Below are 20,018 nucleotides of genomic sequence, written 5' to 3'. Positions count from 1 at the left end.
TGTTCCCTTCAACCTACTGTGCTGTTTCAGGATCGTTTACTCTCACTATTTTCCTTAAACGCTTTTAAGCGTTAAAGTAATATATGAGTATTTTATCACGGCTTTTGTTTTTGTCAATCAAAAGTTAATGAAGGGATCAACGGACGCTCCATCGGCTTTCCAATAAAATAGCCCTGCGCAAGATCGATGCCAATGCTGCGGCAATAATCGAGTTCTTCTTTTCTCTCGATCCCTTCGCCGAGCACGGTGATGCCCAGTTCTCGCGCCAAATGGATGATTTTACGCAGAAAGGCCTGGTTGTCCGGATTCTCATCACAATGATCGATGTAGGACCGGTCGATTTTCACGTAGTCGGGTTTAAGTAGGGTAAGAAGTTCGGGATTGGCAAAACCAGAGCCCACATCATCGAGTGCCACTTTCATCCCTTCCCTTTTATACACGTTCAATACCTTTTTCAAATGATCAATGTTATCGATTTTCTCGGTTTCTACCACTTCGAACACAAGATCTTTCGGATCGACTCCGTAATCTTCCACGATCTGGAATGTATGACGCAAACAAAATTCCGGATTGTAAATAGTGGATGGAAGGAAATTGATAAAGCTCTTCACTCCGTGTGGAACGTATTTGCTCTTCGCCTCAATGGCTGCGCGTCTCGCCTTCTGGTCAAGCATGGAGTGAAATCCTGTAAGGGATGCCGCTTTGAATAAAAGCCCCGGATTCAATGCCCTTGAATCACTCCTCAATAATGATTCATAGCCGTATATTTCCCCTGAAGCCACATTGATTATAGGCTGGAGATGACTGATGAATCGCTCAGACTGAATCAATGTGACGAGCTCTTCATATTTGAGACGATAGTGGAGTTCAGAGGCGGTCATCTGGTATTTGCCATTTAAATGAACTTGAATCTCAGCCGAATGATCAGCAAGTGACTTCGCAGCCCCTTCCAACTCCTCCCTGGACCGATAGATAAACGATTGTCCGATCGATGGCACAGTCAATTGACCCTCGGATTCATACTGCATGGTCACACCGCAATGGATGCACGTGGTTTTCATATGTCTCCCTCATTTCACATGTCTTTCCTTCAATACTAAATCTTTTTACCTATATAAAGCCAGTATTTTCACTTTATATGATGAAAAATCTTAGTGCACCTGTGGGCCCGACTCTTAAAATCGGCCTATTCACCCACACTTTTCATCCTCTCTCTTTCAACTTCTCCCCCTCACCTGCCTTATTTAAGCTTGCAAAAAAGCCGCAGCAACACGCTGCGGCTTTTCCCTTATAGCAGGCTATACAGTTTAATTTCAGGATGTTTATCCTGGAACCATCTCATAGCGAAGTCATTTTCAAATAAGAAGACCATCTGTCCATGACGATCCTTCACCAACATGCTTCGCTGGCTGGACATCGTGTCCTTGACATCTTCCTCGTTCTCGATCCAGCGTGCGATTTTGGAACCGACGGATTCCATTTTCACATCTACATTGTACTCATTCTTCATGCGGTGCTCGAATACTTCGAACTGGAGCTGCCCGACAGCCCCGAGGATGACATCCTCCGTACGCGTTTTGTAGTACTGGATGGCTCCTTCTTGGACAAGCTGGAGGATCCCTTTTTGGAAATGTTTCTGCTTCATGACGTTCTTCGCCGTCACCCGTACGAATAATTCAGGAGTGAACTGGGGCAGTTTCTCGTACTGGAAGTTCTTCTTCCCTTGAACAAGGGTATCACCAATCTGATAGGTCCCGGTATCATATACGCCGATGATGTCCCCGCTGACCGCTTCATTGACGGTGCTTCGATCATCTGCCAGGAACTGGGTCGATTGACTGAGCTTGATCGGCTTGCCTGTGCGCGGGAGATTAACGGTCATTCCACGCTCGAATTGTCCAGAACAAATCCGTACGAAGGCAATCCTGTCACGGTGGGCAGGATTCATATTCGCCTGGATCTTGAATACGAATCCGGAGAATTCTTCTGCTGTCGGCTCGATTTCCCCTGCATCCGAATTTCTCGGTTGAGGAGACGGCGCGAACTGCAGGTACGTCTCAAGGAAGGTCTGCACCCCGAAGTTCGTCAGGGCACTGCCGAAAAATACAGGAGAGAGTTCGCCTGAGGCGATGCGGTCTTTCGAGAATTCATTCCCTGCTTCATTCAACAGAAGGATGTCTTCAAGGGCCTGCTGGTATAAACCGCTATCAGTCAATGGATGGTCACCGGCAATTTCTCCTTCATCGTTCAGGGAAATAAAGCGGTCCTCCTCTTCCACTCGGAATTGTTCGATGCGATTATGGAAGCGATCATAGATACCGAGGAATTCTTTCCCCATGCCGATCGGCCAGTTCATCGGATATGATTGGATCCCCAGTACTTCTTCGAGCTCTTCCAAGAGTTCCAATGGTTCTCGTCCCTGGCGGTCAAGTTTATTGATGAAGGTGAAGATCGGGATACCTCTCATGCGGCATACTTTGAACAGCTTCAGCGTTTGGGCCTCGATCCCTTTAGCAGAGTCGATGATCATCACGGCGCTATCTACGGCCATGAGGGTTCTGTACGTATCTTCGGAGAAATCCTGGTGACCAGGGGTATCGAGGATATTGACACGGAAATCGTTATAGTCGAAGGCCATCACGGAACTTGTGACAGAAATCCCCCGCTGCTTTTCAATTTCCATCCAGTCGGAAGTGGCATACTTCCCGGTCTTTTTCCCTTTGACCGTCCCGGCTGCGCGGATGGCTCCGCCGAACAGCAGCAGTTGCTCTGTCAGAGTGGTTTTACCGGCATCCGGATGGGATATGATCGCAAATGTACGTCTTGATTTTACTTCTTCGATAAAGTCTATTTTCATTAGTTCTTTCCTTTCTTGTCGTACTCACTTTCCCATCATATTCTTTCTATACTGACTTTGCAATAAATCTCTGATGTTCTGTACCATTTCTCCAGATATATAGTAGATCCTTTTTCATCCAATATCGCCAAAAAGTTTTTATATCACACAAAATGTATGCCTTTTCATGAAAACGCTATATTTGTGCACACTATACTGCATAGATGTCCGTACTTCTTTAAAATTGGTGGTTGTCAGACTTCTGAAAGAACTGTAAAATAAAAAACCGAACAACCAGAAAAACATACTACTAAGAGGTGACAGAATGCAGTATTTATGGGGGATTTTTGGAATTTTAGTTGTGTTGGGAATCGGCTTTCTTTTCTCATCCGATAAGAAACGCATCAACTATCGGAGTGTGATCGGCGGGCTCATCATACAGATCATTTTCGCCTTCCTTGTTTTGGAAACATCATGGGGACAAAGCGCACTTAAAGGGCTAACCCTTGGAATTAATGAAATCATCAACTATTCCAATGAAGGGATTGATTTCTTATTCGGTGGATTATTCACTGAAAAATCCGGGATTGGATATGTATTCGCTTTTAATGTGCTTCCAGTCGTTATTTTCTTCTCAGCTCTCATATCGGTATTGTACTACCTGAATATCATGCAATTCTTCATCAAAATCATCGGAGGAGCGCTATCGAAGCTTCTGGGTACCCGAAAAGCTGAATCCCTTTCAGCAGCGGCCAACATCTTCGTAGGGCAAACGGAAGCGCCGCTCGTGATCAGACCTTACTTGTCTACCATGACCAAATCGGAACTATTCGCCGTCATGACGGGTGGACTGGCTTCCGTTGCAGGATCTGTCCTCGTGGGCTATTCCCTTCTTGGCGTGCCTCTCGAGTATCTGCTTGCCGCAAGCTTCATGGCTGCTCCCGCTGGACTCGTTATGGCCAAGCTATTCGTGCCTGAAACCGATGAGACACCTGAACCCGACAGCTTTAAAATGGAAGCTGATTCTGATTCTGCCAACGTCATCGATGCCGCTGCCAAAGGGGCAAGCGTCGGGTTGCAGCTCGCCTTGAATATCGGGGCCATGCTTCTTGCATTCATTGCACTCGTCGCCCTAATTAACGGGATACTTGGTTTGATCGGGGGAGTATTCGGTTATTCTGACCTTACCCTTGAACTGATCCTTGGCTACGTCTTCTCTCCACTTGCATGGGCGATCGGTGTCCCTTGGAGCGAAGCGGTCACGGCAGGGAATTTCATCGGGCAAAAGCTCGTGATCAACGAATTCGTTGCATATTCCAATTTTGCTCCTGTTATCGGTGACCTGTCTGACAAAGCGGTTGCGATCATTTCCTTCGCCCTTTGCGGTTTCGCCAACGTCTCTTCACTTGGGATCCTCCTAGGCGGACTTGGAAATCTCGCACCGAACCGTCGACCTGAAATCGCAAAAATGGGGTTACGGGCAGTGCTAGCCGGTGCACTTGCGTCACTTCTCAGTGCGGCCATCGCCGGAATGTTTGTCTAATCTCTTTCGTATCGTTTAAGGGTTCCCAGTAGGGGACCCTTTTTCCATGCAAAAAACCGGCCGGGAAGTGATTCCCGGCCGGTTTTGTATCATGAATGATGCACGTATTTTGTACGGCTTTCCTCAATGGCGATCTGTTTATCGCTGTGTGGGTACTTGGTGTTTTCAATGATTTGATAATCTTCATGGCCTTTTCCTGCGAAGATGATGATATCCCCTGGTTCAGAGACCTCAATGGCATGCTTGACGGCTTCGCCTCTATCCCCGATCAATGCATACTGATCATGCTGCATGCCTTTCTCCAGGTCTTTAAGGATGCTGTCATATTCCTCATATCTTGGATCATCCGTCGTCAGGATCACATAGTCTGCAATCGATGCCTTCTCTGCCATCGTCGGGCGTTTCGACTTATCGCGGTTTCCACCCGTACCGACAAGGAAGATGATTTTGTTTTCCTTGAAGGGCATGACCGATTCGATTGCTTTTTCAATCGCATCAGGTGTATGGGCGTAGTCGATGTAGACCGATAAAGGTGCCTCCATCTCGACTTTCTGCATACGTCCGTCCACCGGCGGGAGATCACGGAAGATCTCGACGATCCGTTGTACCTCCATGCCTTTTGCAAACAGGGAAGCCATGGCCGTCAGTGCATTATATACATTGAACCTGCCGAGAAGCTTCATCTCGACCTCGTACTCTCCTTCTGGGGATTGGAGGGTGAACGTCGTCTTATCATTGTAGTACTCGACGTTATCTGCCTTGAAGTCGGCATGGGCATCAAGTCCATAGCTTATGACTTCATGGGCGGTCATATTGCTGTAACGATCGTACCATTCTTCATCTGCATTCAAGACGACATATTTAGGCTTATCCAGTGACTGCCCCAGCTGAGAGAATAAAAGTCCTTTGGCATAACCGTAGTGTTCCATCGTTCCATGGTAATCGAGATGGTCGTGACTGAGATTCGTGAATGCCACTACGTCAAAGTCCACTCCCCATAGACGGCCTAGGGTGAGTCCATGAGAGGATACCTCCAGGGTGAAGTTGTCGATTCCCTTATCGAGTGCTTCCCGGATCATCTGCTGATTCGTCAGGTTATCACAGGTCGTATTTTCACTTGGGAAGAGCTCACCGTCCAGATTGAACCCGATTGTACCGGACAGCGCAGAACGCTGTCCATCACGCTTCAGGATCGAATGGATGAGATTCGTTACTGTCGTTTTGCCGTTCGTTCCCGTAATGCCGAACATATTCATCTTTTGTGATGGATAATCATAGTACTTGTTGGAAAGGAGCGCCAATGCCTTGAAGGAATCCTTTACAACGACAAGGGCTGCTTTGGACTCATCGATATCAAGGCGCTTTTCCGCAATGATGAGGCGCGCACCTTTCTCGACTGCCCCTTGGGCAAAATCATGGCCGTCGACTGTGTATCCTTTCGTACAGACGAATACGCTGCCCTCCGTCACTTTCCTGGAGTCCACGAAGATCCCGTTCACTTCTTCCGGCAGTTCTCCATATATGGTTTTCAACTTCATGCTTTCAAGTAATGTGTATGTATTCATTATTCGTACCTCGTTTACTTTTAAAGTTGTTTCTATTTTACCTTACCATCGTTCATTTGATAAGAGAAATACATCCTGCATCCCCTATCCTATATAAAAACCTTCCACATAAAGTGGAAGGAGATCTTTACGCATCGGCCATGACAGAACGGACATAGTGCCAAAGCAGGGTTTCCGTATGGAGGATCGATGATTCATGCGTACGTTCATATGCATGTGATGAGTCGATTCCTGCACCGATCAGTCCGTGGACGATATCGAAACCTGCCCTGATCGCGGCTGAAGCATCGGATCCATAGTACGGGTAGATATCGACTTTGTAGTCTACGCCATTTTCTTCTGCCAGTCTTACCAGATGTTTCCTCAATCCGTAATGATAGGGTCCGCTGGAATCCTTTGCGCAGATGGAAACCGTATATTCATCCGTCGATTGCCCGTCCCCGATTGCCCCCATGTCGACAGCGAGGTATTCAACCGTCTCGGCCGGGATATTCGAATTACCCCCATATCCGATCTCCTCATTGTTCGAGATGAGGAAGTGAGTCGTATAGGGTAGTGTGATCCCCTCAGATTGGATTTGCCGGATCAGTTTCATGAGCATGCCCACACTCGCCTTATCGTCAAGATGCCTTGACTTGATGAATCCACTGTCGGTGATTTCGGCACGTGGATCGAACGATACAAAGTCCCCAACTTCAATGCCAAGACCCTTGACTTCTTCTTCGTTTCGCACCTTTTCATCGATGCGCACCTCAATATTCACTTCATCCCTCTTCGCTTCACCCGCATCTTTGTAAACATGGACAGAGGTTTGGTGCATAAGGATCGTCCCCGTGTATACTTTACCGGAGGAAGTCTCGATCTTACAGTTCTCCCCTTCAACGGCGTTCCATCTGAAACCGCCGATCATGGAGAGGCGAAGACGGCCATTCCCCTTCACTTCTTTGACCATGGCACCAAGGGCATCCACATGAGCCGTCAGCATCCGGTGACGACTTTGATCCTCTCCCGGGATTGTGATGAGGAGTGCCCCTTTATGATTCCGCTTCATCTCAAGCCCAAGGCCACCGAGCTCTTCTTCAACGAATCGGATGATTTCCCTCGTATTCCCTGAAGGACTGGGGATTTCTACAAGCTGTTTGATCAGTTCCATCGTATTCTTTGCATTGGGATATGTATTCAACTGACTCCCTCCTTTATTCCATTATAGAACGATTTCCCCATTTACGACAGAAAAAATAACCTCCGGCGTAAATCAACCGGAGGTACGATTATGCTTGATGGAGATGGTCCCGTTCAGCAGGCCACCGATGAGAAGGATGGTCGATGAAAGGTAGAACCAGACCATCAGGGTGATCACGCTCCCCATCTGTCCGTAGAATTGGGAGTAATCCGTCAATTTCACATAGGAACCGTACAGCCAGGATACACACTGCCAGCCGAATGTAGCGACAATGGCACCCGGCACAACATAGCGGAGCAGCATCCTTTTACTCGGCACGACATAATAGAGGAAAAGAAATAAAAAGAACATGAAGACCGAGCTCAGCCCCCACTTTCCGATGACCCAAAGGGGCTCCCACCCTCCTGTGATGTGTCCCTCTGCGATCCGGGTATGGCGGATGAATTCCTCCACAATCGGAACGATGAGGGAGAAGGAGATCAGGACCATGAATCCCACCGTCAAGAGAAAATCATAAAAGAGGGCGACCAGGAACGGCTGCTTTCGCTGGATGCCGTAGGCCTGATTCATCGACCTCACCATGGATTGTACCGCCATGGAGGAAAGCCAGAAAGTGAAAATGAGGGAGAGAGATAATACATCCCCTCTTTGATTGTAGAGGACCCTCTCAACATTCTTCTCTATGATGTCATAGGAATTTTCAGGGGCAAACGGCTTGATCAGCAACAGCACATTCGTTTCGGAAATCGGCAGATAGCTGATCAACGAAAACACAAATAGCAAAAAAGGAAATAAAGACAATAGCAGATAGTAGGCAAGCTGTGCCGCTTGATCGTAAAAGCGCTCCTGAAAAAATCGACTGAAAACCTGTTTGATATAATCATTCATGATGTTCATTCCCCTCATACGAGTTGATACTGTATTTTACCCAATTCGCTCGATTCGTACCACTTTGGATGTGGAGGAGCCATTTCATTGCAAGAGGACCCCATCACCCTATAGTATAGAGAGGAACTACTATCAGAACGGAGAGATATCATGGCTATACATTCATTCTTTATCGATACTGACTGGCCCGGCCTCAGGAACGATGTGGGTACGATGTCCGGCAAGACATTGACCACCGACATCTCGATCCCGCCTGAAATGGATGGACCCGGTGCAGGCACCAATCCAGATGAGATGCTTCTCGGTGCCGCGGCAACCTGCTATATCATCACCCTGGCCGCCATGCTCGAGCGAAGCAAGATCAACAAGTTGAACCTGAGGATGACCTCAGAGGGTCAAGTGGAAGTGGAAAAGGGCGTCATCACCTATAAACGCATTCTACACCGTCCTGTACTCACACTCGACCGGCCTACGGATAAGGAATATGCCCTGGCCGAAAAATTGATGTACAAGGCCGAACAATCCTGTATGATCACAAGGGCCTTAAAAGGAAATGTCGAAGTGGAAGTATCCCCCACGATCCAAAACGGATGAACAAACAAGAAACGCACGGTGCTAAGGCACCGCGCGTTTCTTGTTTGTTCTGGGACATTTTACGGAAAAAGGGGATGCCTCTCCCGCATCCCTATTTTAATTCAGCCTTCTTGATGTACGAGTTTCACGAGCATGTGGGATAGCATATGCTGCTCCTTCTCATCCCCTGCTTTCCAGAGTTCATAGAGTAATTTCTCTTCACGGTTTTTCGGTTCTTCATGAGCCGCCAGATAATCCCCTACCTTTTGTGCTGCCTTTGCCTGCTGCTCTTCACCAAGGCCAAGTTTCTCTGCGAGCGATACCTTCTTGCCTAAGTATTGTTTGAAATGGTCAAAATTTTCAAGGATGTCCTCCTTTTTATCCTGGGACATATTGCTGAGTTTGTCTTCCACCTTCTGATCGACATTCGTTTCTGCCACCTTGATCATCTCCTTTTACTATTTGTTGGGTGTTTTCCCCTGAACTCCCTTTCTAAACATGGAGATGTGCAGATCGTTGAAAGTACATCAAAAAGGCAGCCCCATACAGGACTGCCTTTTTCGCGTTCAGAGTTCATCGAACCCATTCGCGTCGGATGTTTTTGTATATTGTCTTGATTTTTGCTCAAAGAAATCGGTTTTACCCATATCGACTTCCTGATAGGCGATGATCCATTTGAGTGGGTTGGATCTGAACCCTTCAAATGGCTCTTCAAACCCGAGCTGTTTGGCCCTTTTATTTGCCATGAACTTAATGTAGGCCTCCAGGTCACTGAACATGAGACCATCCATATGGGTTCCGATGATTTCTTTCCCCCATTCAATCTCAAGGATCGCCGCTTCTTTGAAAGCTTCTGTGCCGTATCGTTTGAGCTCATCCGTATCGTATTCAGGATTCTCTGCCAGCACTTCCTTGAAGATCTTCTCAAACAGTCCGACATGGAGCTGTTCGTCACGGTTGATGTAATTGATCATCGTGCTGGTCGCAACCATCTTCTGGTTCCTTGCCAGATTATAGAAGAAGGCGAATCCGGAATAAAAGAACAATCCTTCGAGGATTACATCGTAAATGATGGACCTGAGCAGTTTATCCACCGTCGGGGCCTCGACGAATTCTTTGTATCCATTGGTGATGAATTCATTCCGCTTCATCAGGATCGGCTCATTCTTCCAGTAATCAAACACCTCATCCTGCACGCTCTTCGGTACAATGCTTGAAAGCACATAGCTATAGGAATGATTATGCACCACTTCCTGCTGGGCAAGGATGATCATGAGAGCATTCACGCTCGAATCCGTCAGGTAATCTGCCACTTTCCCCGCATAGTCCGTCTGGATACTGTCAAGGAGGGCAAGAAGTCCGATGATCTTCAGGAACGTCTCCTGTTCTTTTTCTGTCAGCTGAGGGAACTGCTTGATGTCTTTTGCCATATTGATCTCGAATGGCGTCCAGAAGTTCCCGAGCATGCGCTTATACTTGGGGTACGCCCACGTATACCGCACGTCATCCCAGTTCAGGATGTTCGAGCTTTCTCCGTTGACGATCCCCGTTGATTTATTCGGTGCCGTTTCGTCAACGAGCACCCGTTTTTTCAATCCTTCCATTTCTACCATCCTTTCTTATTAGCTGTGGCAACTCTCGCACTCTTCGAAGTTTGCAACAGAGGTCGACCGCACATAATAGGTCGTTTTCAAATCTGATTTCCATGCGTCCATGTGGAGATTGAGCAGATCAATCGCCTTGATGTCATTCCTCACATACAGGTTGAAGGAAATCCCCTGATCGATATGATGCTGCCTTGCCTTGTTTTGGCGGATGCTCCAATGCTGATCCACATGATAAGCGGTTTTATAGTACCAGGTCGTTTTCGGTGAAAGGTCAGGTGCCGTGACCGGGATCTTATAGTCTTTCTTTTCTTCGGAATATTCGAGTCTGAACAGTGGATCGATACTTGCCGTCGATCCGGCAATGATGGATGTCGAAGAGTTCGGGGCGACAGCCATCAGGTATCCATTGCGGATACCGGCGCTTTCCACTTTTTCTTTAAGCTCCAACCATCTCTCGCCTTCGTACCCCTTATTCGTGAAGTAGGCGCCAGTCTCCCAAGCGGATCCCGGGAAGTAAGGGTATGCCCCTTTTTCTTCTGCCAATTCCTGACTCGCCTTGATTGTGTAAAAGGCGATGTCTTCATATAAATGGTCACAGTACGATACCGCCTCATCGCTCTCCCATTTGATTCCTTCAAGGGCAAGGAGATGATGCCATCCGAATGTACCGAGTCCGATACCCCTGTACCGTGCATTCGTCAACTGGGCCTGCAGGACCGGGATATCATTGAGATCAATGACATTGTCCAGGAGCCGCACCCCGATCGTGACGACACGTTCCATCTGACCATCCCGTACCGTCCTTGCAAGGGAAACGGACGCAAGATTGCACACCACATAGTCTCCCGGATTTTTGTAGGTGATGATCTTCCCGTCCTTGACCACTTCTTCTTCCATCACAGTCGGGCTCATGTTTTGGGCGATTTCCGTGCAAAGGTTACTGCAGTAGATCATGCCCTTATGACTATTTGCATTTTGACGATTCACACTGTCGCGATAGAACATGTAAGGCGTGCCCGTTTCAAGCTGGGAAATCATGATCCGCTTAAAGATATCGATCGCCGGGATGATTTCTTTGGACAAAGCCGGCTCATTTACACATTCCCAGTACTTATCGCGGAACGTACCGGATCCTTTTTCCTCATCAAAGTGGTCTTCAAGGGCATAGCCCATGATGGTCTTCACTTCATGAGGATCGAACAGATACCAGTCCCCGCGATTCTCGACCTGCTCCATGAAGAGATCAGGGAGACAGACGCCCGTGAACAGGTCATGGGTACGAAGGCGCTCATCTCCGTTGTTCAATCGCGTATCGAGGAAGGAGAAGATATCTTTGTGCCACACATCCAGATAGACGGCGATGGCCCCTTGGCGCTGGCCGAGCTGATCCACGGAGACAGCCGTATTGTTCAGCTGCTTCATCCATGGGATTACACCGGAGCTGACCCCCTTGAATCCTTTGATATCACTTCCGCGACTTCTTACTTTCCCCATATAGATACCGAGCCCGCCTCCGTTCTTGCTCAATGTGGAAACGTCCGTATTACTGTCGTAGATGCTGCGCAAATCGTCTTCCACCGTATCGATGAAGCAGCTTGAGAGCTGTCCATAGCTCTTGCCGGCATTGGCGAAGGTAGGGGTTGCCACAGTCATATACAAGTTGGACAGGGCCCAATAGGCTTCCTCTACAAGCATAAGCCTGTGCTCCTTCGGCTCATTCATCAAGAGCGTCATGGCGATGATCATGAATCTCTCTTGCGGCAGTTCGAATAAAACCCCTGAATGATCCTTGGTGAGATAACGCTCTGACAGGGTGACGATTCCTATGTAAGTGAACAATTCATCCCGTTCAGGACGGATGAGACTTTCGAGATGATCCATCTCCTCTTTGCTGTATGTATCCAGTAATTTCGTAGAATACAGATTCTTCTCGGTCAGTGTCCCGATAAGCTCATATAAGCCTTTGTAAGGCTCCATACCTCTTGCGTTTGCACTGATGGCGTAGAGATTCTTCAAATATAGCGAGGCCGCCACGTACGTCCAATCAGGTTCATTTGATGAAATACGCTCAACAGCAGACAGGATCAAGAACTGCAGAAGCTGTTTTTCCTCCACTCCTGGCTGATTTTCCGTATAAAGGGCTACCTTTTGAGTGTATTCCTCCCAATTCAATGCTTCATGGCTTTCCCGAAGCCCGCTTAATAGACGTTCCGCTCTATGGGATGCCGTAGTTCCGTTAATGGTTGATGTCATACTAGTATTCCTCCCTTTTATTAGTCGGGAGAGGATGAAAAAAGCCCATCCTATTCACATAGGATGGGCAGTCATAAACGATAGATTCACAAGGCATACTACGCCAAGGGTAATCCTCGCCTATCCTCCCAATTCCCGAAGAAGATAACACGTACTGATCCTGGCAGGTCTCCTGACTTGTGCTTTTTGCCTACTCGAAGGCCTTCCCGTCCGATGGACAGTGGCATTCCTTCTTTCGTTTGCACTTACAGTTGCGGGGACAGTCCCGGAATTTCACCGGGTTCCCTTTTAAGTCGATATCCGACACCACAATCATAGGTTATAAACAATATATTGTTATGAAATTTAAGAAAAACACAATATGTTGCGTCTTTTATATTAAACCAACTTTCTACATTTTACAACAGAGAAGCTCAAATGAAAAGAATGAAAGCAGGATGAATTTATGCCTACAATTATTTTTTTCGTTAAATTCCATAGAAGAGCAGAACAAGACAGTATGTAATCCTTCCATATCGGGCCAGATGGCGCCAGACTTCCCTTGAGGAAATCCTGTTATCCATTTATGATGCAATAGAAGGTTGTTTTGACCGTATTCTTAGGTCCCCTATTATTTTGAGCCGCTGAGATGGTACCCCCATCGACAGCGGCTCCTTTTTTACCACGAATTCCTTACAGTTATGTTTCATTCACCAGGCTGTCACACGTTTTGTCTTCGATAAACCCGCATTTTATATGGCTTCTCTTCTATTTCAAGGGAATTACAAGGAAATTAATCCTCCCAAATACTTTCTTTTTCTCCGGGAATCCTTTAAAATGCCCTTTAGAAGCTTGAAACCCAGTTTCGAAAGGAGATCACTATGAATAAACGTTTACTCACGATCCTTTTAGCGGCTATGACCGTACTGCTGCTCGCAGCTTGCGGAGCTAATGATGATAGTGCAAAAAAATCCGATGATAGTAAAAAATCCTCCGAACAGGCAAAAAGCGAGGAAGAACAAGCAAAACAAATGAAAGAAATGCAAAAAAAGATGGACAAGCAGAAAGTCGACAACGATAAAGTCGTCGCCATCGTAAATGATGAAAAAATCAAAGGGGAAGACTACAACAACGTACTCTCTTCTTCTCAAATGCAATATCAGCAAATGGGTCAGGACCCAACCTCCAAGGATGCTGCCAAACAGATTAAAGAACAAACCATCGATAGCCTTGTAGGTCAGACACTTCTACTTCAACAAGCCGATAAAAAAGGGTATAAAGCTTCAGATGATGAAGTGGACAAGCAGCTCGAAGAAGTCAAAAAGCAATATGAAGATGATAAAAAGTTCAATGCAGCCATGAAAGATGCCGGATTCACCATGGATGAACTGAAAAATCAGATTGCCGAAAACATCAAGTATACCAAATATGTCGATAAAGAAATCAAGACCGAAAAAGTGACAGACGACGAAGTGAAAAAAATGTACGAACAGTACACTAGCCAAAGCGGCCAGGATTCTAAAGATGCACCGAAACTTGAGGATGTAGAGCCGCAGATCAAATCACAGCTTGAGCAGCAAAAGAAACAAGAACAGCTTGTGAAGCACGTGGAAGATCTGAAGAAAGATGCAAAAGTCGACGTAAAAATCTAATAAAAAAGGACATCCACCAGGATGTCCTTTTTTATGTTTCCGAGCGGAATATGAGGGTATTTCACTATTACAACAGAAAGGAGGAACTGCGGTGTCGAAAGATGAGAACGTTCAGCCTAAACGAGAGAGTGACGACCGGGACATTCCAGACCCTGAAAAGGAACAGACAGTCGACTCCATCCCTTTGGATGAATTACACAAAGACCTTAAGGATGAAAAGAAGAAGCATAAAAGCAAAGACTCTTCTTCCAGCGAAGAATAATAAAACAAGCCTGGCATCGATGCCAGGCTTGTTTTTGTGCATTATTTTCTTAACCAGTCGGTATGGAATATACCTTCTTTGTCTTTCCGTTGGTACGTATGGGCTCCAAAGTAGTCCCTTTGTGCCTGCAGGAGGTTTGCAGGGAGCGATTCGGAACGGTAGCTGTCGTAATAGGCAAGGGCACTCGCAAGTCCAGGTACAGGCACCCCTAGCTTGATCGCTGTCGCCACGACTTCACGGGCATCTTCCTGATAGCCTTCGACGATTCCCTTGAAGTAATCATCCAGGAGAAGATTTGAAAGCTCGCCATCACGGTCATATGCATTCATGATTTCTTCTAGGAAACCTGCGCGTATGATGCATCCACCCCTGAAGATTTTCGCCAATTCACCGAGCTTCAGGTTCCAGTCATATTCCTTAGAAGCAACTTGAAGCTGTGCGAAACCTTGTGCATAAGAGCAGATTTTGCTCAGATATAGAGCTTTACGGATGCTCTCGATGAATTCCTCCTTGTTACCGGAGAAGGTTTGGTTTTTAGGTCCCTTCAGGATCTTGCTCGCTTTCACGCGCTCTTCCTTCATGGCCGAGATGAAACGGGCAAAAACGGATTCCGTGATAATGGAAAGGGGTACGCCGAGATCCAGGGCACTTACGCTTGTCCATTTACCGGTCCCCTTTTGTCCTGCTGTATCAAGGATCTTTTCAACGAGAGGTTCTCCCGTCTCTTCATCGATCTTTGTGAAAATATCGGCTGTGATCTCGATGAGGTAGCTGTCAAGTTCACCTTCATTCCACTCCTTGAATGTTTCATGAAGCTCCTGCGCGCTCAGTCCAAGGACATTCTTCATCAAATAGTAGGCTTCACAGATCAACTGCATATCGCTGTATTCGATTCCGTTATGCACCATCTTCACATAGTGACCGGAACCATCAGGACCGATATAGGTGCTGCATGCGTCCCCTTTGACCTTGGCTGCAATGCTCGTAAGGAATGGTTCAACGAGATCATAGGCTTCCTTCTGACCGCTAGGCATGATTGCCGGTCCGTATAAGGCCCCTTCTTCGCCACCGGATACTCCGGCACCGATGAAGTTGATTCCTCGCTCAGCGAGCTCCTTATTGCGCCTCACCGTGTCCTCGAAGTATGTATTTCCTCCGTCGATGAGGATATCCCCTTTATCCAGGTGTGGAAGAATGGATTCAATGGCAAGATCCGTGATCTTCCCTGCAGGTACCATCATCATGATCTTCCTTGGCACTTCAAGGGAGTCGATGAATTTTTCCACCTGGTGGAAGCCTGTCAGATTTTTGTCCTGGTGCTCCTGAAGGGCACCCGCCACTTTCTCTTCCGATACATCGTAGATTGCAACCTTATATCCACGGCTTTCAAAATTCAGCGCAAGGCTTTTCCCCATGACGCCGACGCCGACTACACCAATTTGTTGTTGTCCCATCTTTCATCATCCTTTCGATTGTATAAACATCATTTCATCATCCATAGTATAATACGAAATAAATTTTCTCGATACTAAATTTGAAATAATATTTTTTTCTATTGTACAATAGGTTAAAATAATTTTCATCCACCATCTCTTACAAGGAGGCCCCACATTGCGACAAACCGACACACCTCAACATTGTTTACCACGCATCCGGTCCCACTATTCTCAATTTAGCGAAAAAGAAAAGAAAATCGCCAATACTATTATTGCTGACCCGGAAAAAATTATCCATTCTACGATCAGTCAGCTCGCAGAAGATCTGTCCGTAGCTGATGCCACCGTCTTCAGGTTCTGCAAACGCATCGGTTTCAAAGGCTATCAGGCCATGAAGATTTCCCTGGCGGCCGAAATCGTGACCCCTCTTGATGACATACATGAGACAATTGAAGAGGGGGATAGCGAAAAAATCATTGCACAAAAGGTGTTCCGCTCCAATATCCGCACGCTGGAAGACTCCATCGCCATCATGGATGAGGAATCATTTACATCGGCGGTTGCGATGATGCTGAAAGCACGCAGGATCGAATTTTATGGAACCGGAGGATCAGGATTCGTTGCGATGGATGCTCATCATAAGTTCCTGCGTACAGGCATGACGACCACTGCATACAATGACTCCCACATGCAGCTGATATCAGCATCCCAGCTTACCAGTGAAGACCTCATCTTTTTCATCTCCCATTCAGGGGCGAATAAGGATCTACTCGAGGTATTGGAGGTAGCCAAGGGCAACGGTGTCCCGACGATTGCCATCACCCACTTTGCCAAGTCCCCTATGAGTCTCGGTGTCGACGTCCCTCTGTTCACATCATCCCAAGAAACCGATTACCGATCAGAAGCACTCGCTTCCCGTATCGGTCAGCTGAGCATCGTAGACGCCCTTTATGTGACCATTATGATGAAGCGGAAAGATCAGTCCTCAAGGTCACTCCAAAAAATGAGGGACGCCATCTCAGTGAAGAAGATCTGAGGAATGGCATAACCTTCATTTTCTATCTCATATAGTGAGGGAAGGAGGTGAAGAAGTGTGAAGAATGTATTGATCTTTGCCGACCCGGGCATCGATGATACCCTGGCCATCATGTATACCCTGATGCACCCTGACATACAGGTGATCGGGATCGTATCGGGATACGGAAATACAGCACGTGATAAAGCCGCGAATAATATCGCTTACATCCTTGACCTTGCAGGTCAAAAAGAGATCCCCGTCATCATGGGTGCCACCCGTTCGTGTACGGGGAAAACACCTGTTTATTATCCTGAGATCCACGGACCGGATGGCCTCGGCCCCATCACTCCTCCGGGCACATTCAAAGGAAGCTTTCATGAGTTCAGCGAGATCTTTAAGATCGCCCGTGCCTATGACAATGTGCACATCCTGGACCTTGGAAGGAGTACCTCCCTCGCCGTTGCCATCATTCTTGACGAGGGGTTCATCGATCAAGTATCCGGGTTCTATATCATGGGTGGCGCTTTTCTTGTACCGGGTAATGTGACGGAAACCGCCGAAGCTAATTTTCACGGCGATCCAGTCGCCAGTCATGCCATCCTTTCAACCGTACCGCGCATCAGCCTCTTCCCCCTCAACGTGACCAATCGGGCAATCGTCACATCCTCACATATCGATATGATCACATCCGCTCAAGGGTCGGATACGGGTCTCACCTCGATTCTTAAAGACGTCCACACATTCTATGATCACGCCTACAAAGAAAAGATACCCGGATTGCCCGGCCCACCGATCCATGATCTCGTCGCTGCTTCCCTCATGATGAATCCATCATACGGCCGCTTTCTTGAAAGGGACGTCGGGGTTGAAACAGCAGGACCATTCAGGGGGCAATCGAATGCAGATTTCCGCTCGGATTCAAAACCTGGGCTTCACTCACCGAACATTTATCTCTCCATCGATTATGAAGCATTCATTCATGATTACATCAAGATCATGAGCCGAGCATGAAAGAACCCGGCCCTTTTTGAGGACCGGGTTCTTTCATATTCTTTCGATGATTGTTGCATTTGCCATTCCGTGACCCTCACACATCGTCTGGAGGCCGTATCGCCCCCCGGTACGTTCAAGCTCATGCATCATGCCCACCATGATTCTGGCCCCGCTTGCCCCAAGGGGATGCCCCAAGGCAATGGCTCCTCCATTCGGATTGACTTTGGCAGGGTCCGCCCCGATCTCCCTCTGCCACGCCAGCACTACGGGTGCAAAGGCTTCATTCACTTCGAATACGTCGATTTCGGAAAGTGGGATACCTGACTTCTCCAATACCTTCTTTGTAGCAGGGATCGGCCCTGTGAGCATGAGCGTCGGGTCTGAACCGACCACGACTCTCGTATGGACCTTGAATCTGGGCTTTAATCCGAGTGATACGGCCTTATCCCTGCTCATAAGGAGGAGGGCTGCTGCTCCGTCACTGATTTGCGACGAATTCCCTGCCGTAATGATGCCACCTTCCCTGAACACCGGACGAAGCCCTCCCAGCGCCTCCAAGGATGTATCCGGCCTGGGCCCTTCATCTTCAAGGAACTCTCCTCCATCTACCCCTATGGCGTGGATCTCCTCCTGGAAGTAACCACTCTCCCTGGCCAAAACAGCTTTCTTATGACTGGCTAAGGCAAACCGATCGAGTTCATTCCGCGATAAGCCATACACTTCTGCAATGCGCTCTGCCGATATCCCCTGATGAATCATCTCATGTCGTTCTTTCAGCTCATCACTCAGCCCGGCACCGGCAAAATTCGATCCAATGGGTGTACGGCTCATGCTTTCCACACCCCCGGCGATGACGACATCCATATCGCCTGAAAGGATGGCCTGTGAAGCAAAGTGGACCGCCTGCTGGCTCGAACCGCACTGCCGATCGATCGTGACCCCGGGCACTTCAACGGGAAAACCGGCTATAAGGGCAGCCACCCTTGCAATATCCCCTGCCTGCTCTCCTGACTGGGTCACACACCCCATAATCACATCCTCTACAAGCCCAGGTGAAACACCCGACTTCTCCATTAATCCCCTCAACAGATAGCCGGCAAGATCATCAGGCCGTGTTCCGGCAAGGGCTCCATTCTTCTTCCCGACAGCCGTGCGTACTCCTTCGACAATGACAACTTCTCTCACAGCAATCAATCCTTTCTCCCTGTTCATAACCCCATATTACCTGTAAATAGGAGAAATTGAAATCGGATTTTAACTATTCTGCCAATTGAACTTATAAGGGAAGCAGAGATGAAGATGGCACAAAAAAAGAACAGGCCCCGAGGGAGCCTGTTCCTGGAATGTAAAATTAAAGTTTTACAACGTTAGCTGCTTGTGGTCCGCGAGCACCTTGCTCGATGTCGAAAGATACTTCTTGACCTTCGTCAAGAGATTTGAAACCTTCGCCTTGGATCGCTGAGAAGTGTACGAAAACGTCGTCTCCACCTTCAACTTCGATGAAACCGAAACCTTTTTCTGCGTTGAACCATTTCACTTTACCGTTTTCCATAATTGTTGCCTCCTACGTGCTTGTGCACAAATTATTACTATTCTTGCGATATCAGGCGAAAAGCAAATCTTGTTCTTCCCTTACATACCGAACAAAAATAATTCTTCTATAGAATAACAGGTATGCGCTCATTAATCAAGCCAATCCGATAGAAGTCAGACCTTTATTTTATTTTTGGTTATTTCCAACATAAAAAGAACGTTTCCGAAGGGAAACGTTCTTGGCGATGACCTGTGAGGGACTTGAACCCCCGACCCCTTCCCTGTCAAGGAAGTGCTCTCCCACTGAGCTAACAGGTCGCTTATGTAAGGTACAAATTAAATTATATAAGATTTTCGCTAAAAGTCAACATGTTTTGCGAAAATAATTTTTCTTCTTACTTATCAGGTCCACTCCCTGAATAAAAGCCGCATTCTGCGCGTAGGCTGTTAGGATGAAGGAGGTCTCACGCCATGAAATTGATAGCCCGTTCTCTGAATGAAGGAATCAAAATCGATATCATCTATTTCGACGGTGAATGCTTTACCAAAAGAAAGATCCTCGTCCACCACTTCACAGAACATACGGTTGAAGCGTATTGTTATCTCAGAAAAGCTCCCCGTACATTCAAGACAGACGGCATCCTGGCCGTCTCCCTCGAGTCCACTCCCAAAAAAGAAAGATCCGGGTAAATGGTAA

The 20,018-nt window shown here is 47.3% G+C and carries 18 protein-coding genes, 1 tRNA gene and 1 riboswitch; of the genes, 7 read left to right on the top strand and 12 right to left on the bottom strand.

Annotated elements, in window-relative coordinates; genetic code table 11:
* Positions 1–113: 113 nt before the first annotated feature.
* Both D5E69_RS08930 and D5E69_RS08925 read right to left on the bottom strand, forming a co-directional pair.
* Complete coding sequence (locus D5E69_RS08930) at positions 114–1,061, bottom strand: EAL domain-containing protein (RefSeq protein ID WP_159129567.1); 948 nt, start codon at positions 1,059–1,061, stop codon at positions 114–116.
* A gap of 227 nt (positions 1,062–1,288) precedes the next feature.
* On the bottom strand, positions 1,289–2,857 hold the full coding sequence (locus D5E69_RS08925) for a peptide chain release factor 3 (RefSeq protein WP_048004269.1): 1,569 nt from the start codon (positions 2,855–2,857) through the stop codon (positions 1,289–1,291).
* A gap of 304 nt (positions 2,858–3,161) precedes the next feature.
* On the opposite strand from D5E69_RS08925, the gene D5E69_RS08920 reads away from it, so the two are divergent.
* Positions 3,162–4,379: a NupC/NupG family nucleoside CNT transporter gene (locus tag D5E69_RS08920; protein WP_048004270.1), complete on the top strand. Its 1,218-nt coding sequence runs from the start codon at positions 3,162–3,164 to the stop codon at positions 4,377–4,379.
* A gap of 89 nt (positions 4,380–4,468) precedes the next feature.
* Here D5E69_RS08920 and D5E69_RS08915 read toward each other — a convergent pair whose 3' ends face one another.
* The 3 genes from D5E69_RS08915 to D5E69_RS08905 form a co-directional block, all read right to left on the bottom strand.
* Entirely contained in the window at positions 4,469–5,944 is a 1,476-nt protein-coding gene (locus tag D5E69_RS08915) for a UDP-N-acetylmuramoyl-L-alanyl-D-glutamate--2,6-diaminopimelate ligase (RefSeq protein ID WP_048004271.1), read from the bottom strand.
* Positions 5,945–6,071: 127 nt separating this feature from the next.
* Entirely contained in the window at positions 6,072–7,097 is a 1,026-nt protein-coding gene (locus D5E69_RS08910) for a M42 family metallopeptidase (protein ID WP_048013151.1), read from the bottom strand.
* 102 nt (positions 7,098–7,199) lie between these two features.
* A complete protein-coding gene (locus tag D5E69_RS08905) occupies positions 7,200–8,015 on the bottom strand; it encodes a YihY/virulence factor BrkB family protein (RefSeq protein ID WP_048004272.1) in 816 nt (271 codons plus the stop codon).
* Positions 8,016–8,165: 150 nt separating this feature from the next.
* On the opposite strand from D5E69_RS08905, the gene D5E69_RS08900 reads away from it, so the two are divergent.
* Positions 8,166–8,609 carry an SACOL1771 family peroxiredoxin gene (locus D5E69_RS08900; protein WP_048004273.1) on the top strand — a complete coding sequence of 148 codons (444 nt, stop codon included), beginning with the start codon at positions 8,166–8,168 and terminating at the stop codon, positions 8,607–8,609.
* Positions 8,610–8,710: 101 nt separating this feature from the next.
* Here D5E69_RS08900 and D5E69_RS08895 read toward each other — a convergent pair whose 3' ends face one another.
* The 3 genes from D5E69_RS08895 to D5E69_RS08885 all read right to left on the bottom strand — a co-directional run bounded on the left by D5E69_RS08895 (position 8,711) and on the right by D5E69_RS08885 (position 12,448).
* Positions 8,711–9,037, bottom strand: a complete 327-nt coding sequence (locus tag D5E69_RS08895) for a DUF3243 domain-containing protein (RefSeq protein WP_048004274.1) — start codon at positions 9,035–9,037, stop codon at positions 8,711–8,713.
* Between the two features lie 117 nt (positions 9,038–9,154).
* On the bottom strand, positions 9,155–10,192 hold the full coding sequence (locus D5E69_RS08890) for a ribonucleotide-diphosphate reductase subunit beta (RefSeq protein WP_048004275.1): 1,038 nt from the start codon (positions 10,190–10,192) through the stop codon (positions 9,155–9,157).
* Positions 10,193–10,210: 18 nt separating this feature from the next.
* Positions 10,211–12,448: a ribonucleoside-diphosphate reductase subunit alpha gene (locus D5E69_RS08885; RefSeq protein WP_048004276.1), complete on the bottom strand. Its 2,238-nt coding sequence runs from the start codon at positions 12,446–12,448 to the stop codon at positions 10,211–10,213.
* Positions 12,449–12,593: 145 nt separating this feature from the next.
* A riboswitch (cobalamin riboswitch) is annotated at positions 12,594–12,774 on the bottom strand.
* A 534-nt stretch (positions 12,775–13,308) separates the two neighbouring features.
* On the opposite strand from D5E69_RS08885, the gene D5E69_RS08880 reads away from it, so the two are divergent.
* Together D5E69_RS08880 and D5E69_RS23370 are read left to right on the top strand one after the other, a co-directional pair.
* On the top strand, positions 13,309–14,079 hold the full coding sequence (locus D5E69_RS08880; RefSeq protein ID WP_048004277.1) for a SurA N-terminal domain-containing protein: 771 nt from the start codon (positions 13,309–13,311) through the stop codon (positions 14,077–14,079).
* 91 nt (positions 14,080–14,170) lie between these two features.
* Positions 14,171–14,341, top strand: coding sequence for a YczO family protein (locus D5E69_RS23370; RefSeq protein WP_187427040.1), 171 nt, complete (start codon positions 14,171–14,173; stop codon positions 14,339–14,341).
* A 41-nt stretch (positions 14,342–14,382) separates the two neighbouring features.
* Here the strand turns inward: D5E69_RS23370 and gndA are convergent, their stop codons facing one another.
* Complete coding sequence (gndA, locus tag D5E69_RS08875) at positions 14,383–15,795, bottom strand: NADP-dependent phosphogluconate dehydrogenase (RefSeq protein WP_048004278.1); 1,413 nt, start codon at positions 15,793–15,795, stop codon at positions 14,383–14,385.
* Positions 15,796–15,952: 157 nt separating this feature from the next.
* Here gndA and D5E69_RS08870 point away from each other — a divergent pair, with 157 nt between their 5' ends.
* Together D5E69_RS08870 and D5E69_RS08865 are read left to right on the top strand one after the other, a co-directional pair.
* Positions 15,953–16,813 carry a MurR/RpiR family transcriptional regulator gene (locus D5E69_RS08870; protein ID WP_048004279.1) on the top strand — a complete coding sequence of 287 codons (861 nt, stop codon included), beginning with the start codon at positions 15,953–15,955 and terminating at the stop codon, positions 16,811–16,813.
* A gap of 57 nt (positions 16,814–16,870) precedes the next feature.
* Positions 16,871–17,806 carry a nucleoside hydrolase gene (locus tag D5E69_RS08865; protein ID WP_159129566.1) on the top strand — a complete coding sequence of 312 codons (936 nt, stop codon included), beginning with the start codon at positions 16,871–16,873 and terminating at the stop codon, positions 17,804–17,806.
* A 33-nt stretch (positions 17,807–17,839) separates the two neighbouring features.
* On the opposite strand, the gene D5E69_RS08860 is transcribed toward D5E69_RS08865, so the two are convergent.
* From D5E69_RS08860 to D5E69_RS08850, 3 genes are all read right to left on the bottom strand, one after another.
* The gene (locus tag D5E69_RS08860; protein WP_048004542.1) at positions 17,840–18,973 is read right to left on the bottom strand and encodes a thiolase family protein; all 1,134 of its coding nucleotides are present in this window, start codon (positions 18,971–18,973) and stop codon (positions 17,840–17,842) included.
* A 166-nt stretch (positions 18,974–19,139) separates the two neighbouring features.
* Positions 19,140–19,340, bottom strand: a complete 201-nt coding sequence (cspD, locus tag D5E69_RS08855; protein ID WP_048004281.1) for a cold-shock protein CspD — start codon at positions 19,338–19,340, stop codon at positions 19,140–19,142.
* Between the two features lie 227 nt (positions 19,341–19,567).
* Positions 19,568–19,639, bottom strand: a tRNA-Val gene (locus tag D5E69_RS08850).
* A 153-nt stretch (positions 19,640–19,792) separates the two neighbouring features.
* Here D5E69_RS08850 and D5E69_RS08845 point away from each other — a divergent pair.
* Positions 19,793–20,011, top strand: coding sequence for a hypothetical protein (locus D5E69_RS08845; protein WP_048004282.1), 219 nt, complete (start codon positions 19,793–19,795; stop codon positions 20,009–20,011).
* Positions 20,012–20,018: the final 7 nt, after the last annotated feature.

Origin of the sequence: Rossellomorea marisflavi, assembly GCF_009806575.1 — a bacterium.
Classification (GTDB): domain Bacteria; phylum Bacillota; class Bacilli; order Bacillales; family Bacillaceae_B; genus Rossellomorea; species Rossellomorea marisflavi_A.
This window is presented reverse-complemented; position numbering and strand designations above follow the sequence as displayed.

Coding starts and splice junctions, on each gene's coding strand:
- D5E69_RS08930 (WP_159129567.1), bottom strand. CDS start 1,061: ATGAAAACCACGTGCATCCATTGCGGTGTGACCATGCAGTATGAATCC.
- D5E69_RS08925 (WP_048004269.1), bottom strand. CDS start 2,857: ATGAAAATAGACTTTATCGAAGAAGTAAAATCAAGACGTACATTTGCG.
- D5E69_RS08920 (WP_048004270.1), top strand. CDS start 3,162: ATGCAGTATTTATGGGGGATTTTTGGAATTTTAGTTGTGTTGGGAATC.
- D5E69_RS08915 (WP_048004271.1), bottom strand. CDS start 5,944: ATGAATACATACACATTACTTGAAAGCATGAAGTTGAAAACCATATAT.
- D5E69_RS08910 (WP_048013151.1), bottom strand. CDS start 7,097: ATGGAACTGATCAAACAGCTTGTAGAAATCCCCAGTCCTTCAGGGAAT.
- D5E69_RS08905 (WP_048004272.1), bottom strand. CDS start 8,015: ATGAATGATTATATCAAACAGGTTTTCAGTCGATTTTTTCAGGAGCGC.
- D5E69_RS08900 (WP_048004273.1), top strand. CDS start 8,166: ATGGCTATACATTCATTCTTTATCGATACTGACTGGCCCGGCCTCAGG.
- D5E69_RS08895 (WP_048004274.1), bottom strand. CDS start 9,037: ATGATCAAGGTGGCAGAAACGAATGTCGATCAGAAGGTGGAAGACAAA.
- D5E69_RS08890 (WP_048004275.1), bottom strand. CDS start 10,192: ATGGAAGGATTGAAAAAACGGGTGCTCGTTGACGAAACGGCACCGAAT.
- D5E69_RS08885 (WP_048004276.1), bottom strand. CDS start 12,448: ATGACATCAACCATTAACGGAACTACGGCATCCCATAGAGCGGAACGT.
- D5E69_RS08880 (WP_048004277.1), top strand. CDS start 13,309: ATGAATAAACGTTTACTCACGATCCTTTTAGCGGCTATGACCGTACTG.
- gndA (WP_048004278.1), bottom strand. CDS start 15,795: ATGGGACAACAACAAATTGGTGTAGTCGGCGTCGGCGTCATGGGGAAA.
- cspD (WP_048004281.1), bottom strand. CDS start 19,340: ATGGAAAACGGTAAAGTGAAATGGTTCAACGCAGAAAAAGGTTTCGGT.
- D5E69_RS08845 (WP_048004282.1), top strand. CDS start 19,793: ATGAAATTGATAGCCCGTTCTCTGAATGAAGGAATCAAAATCGATATC.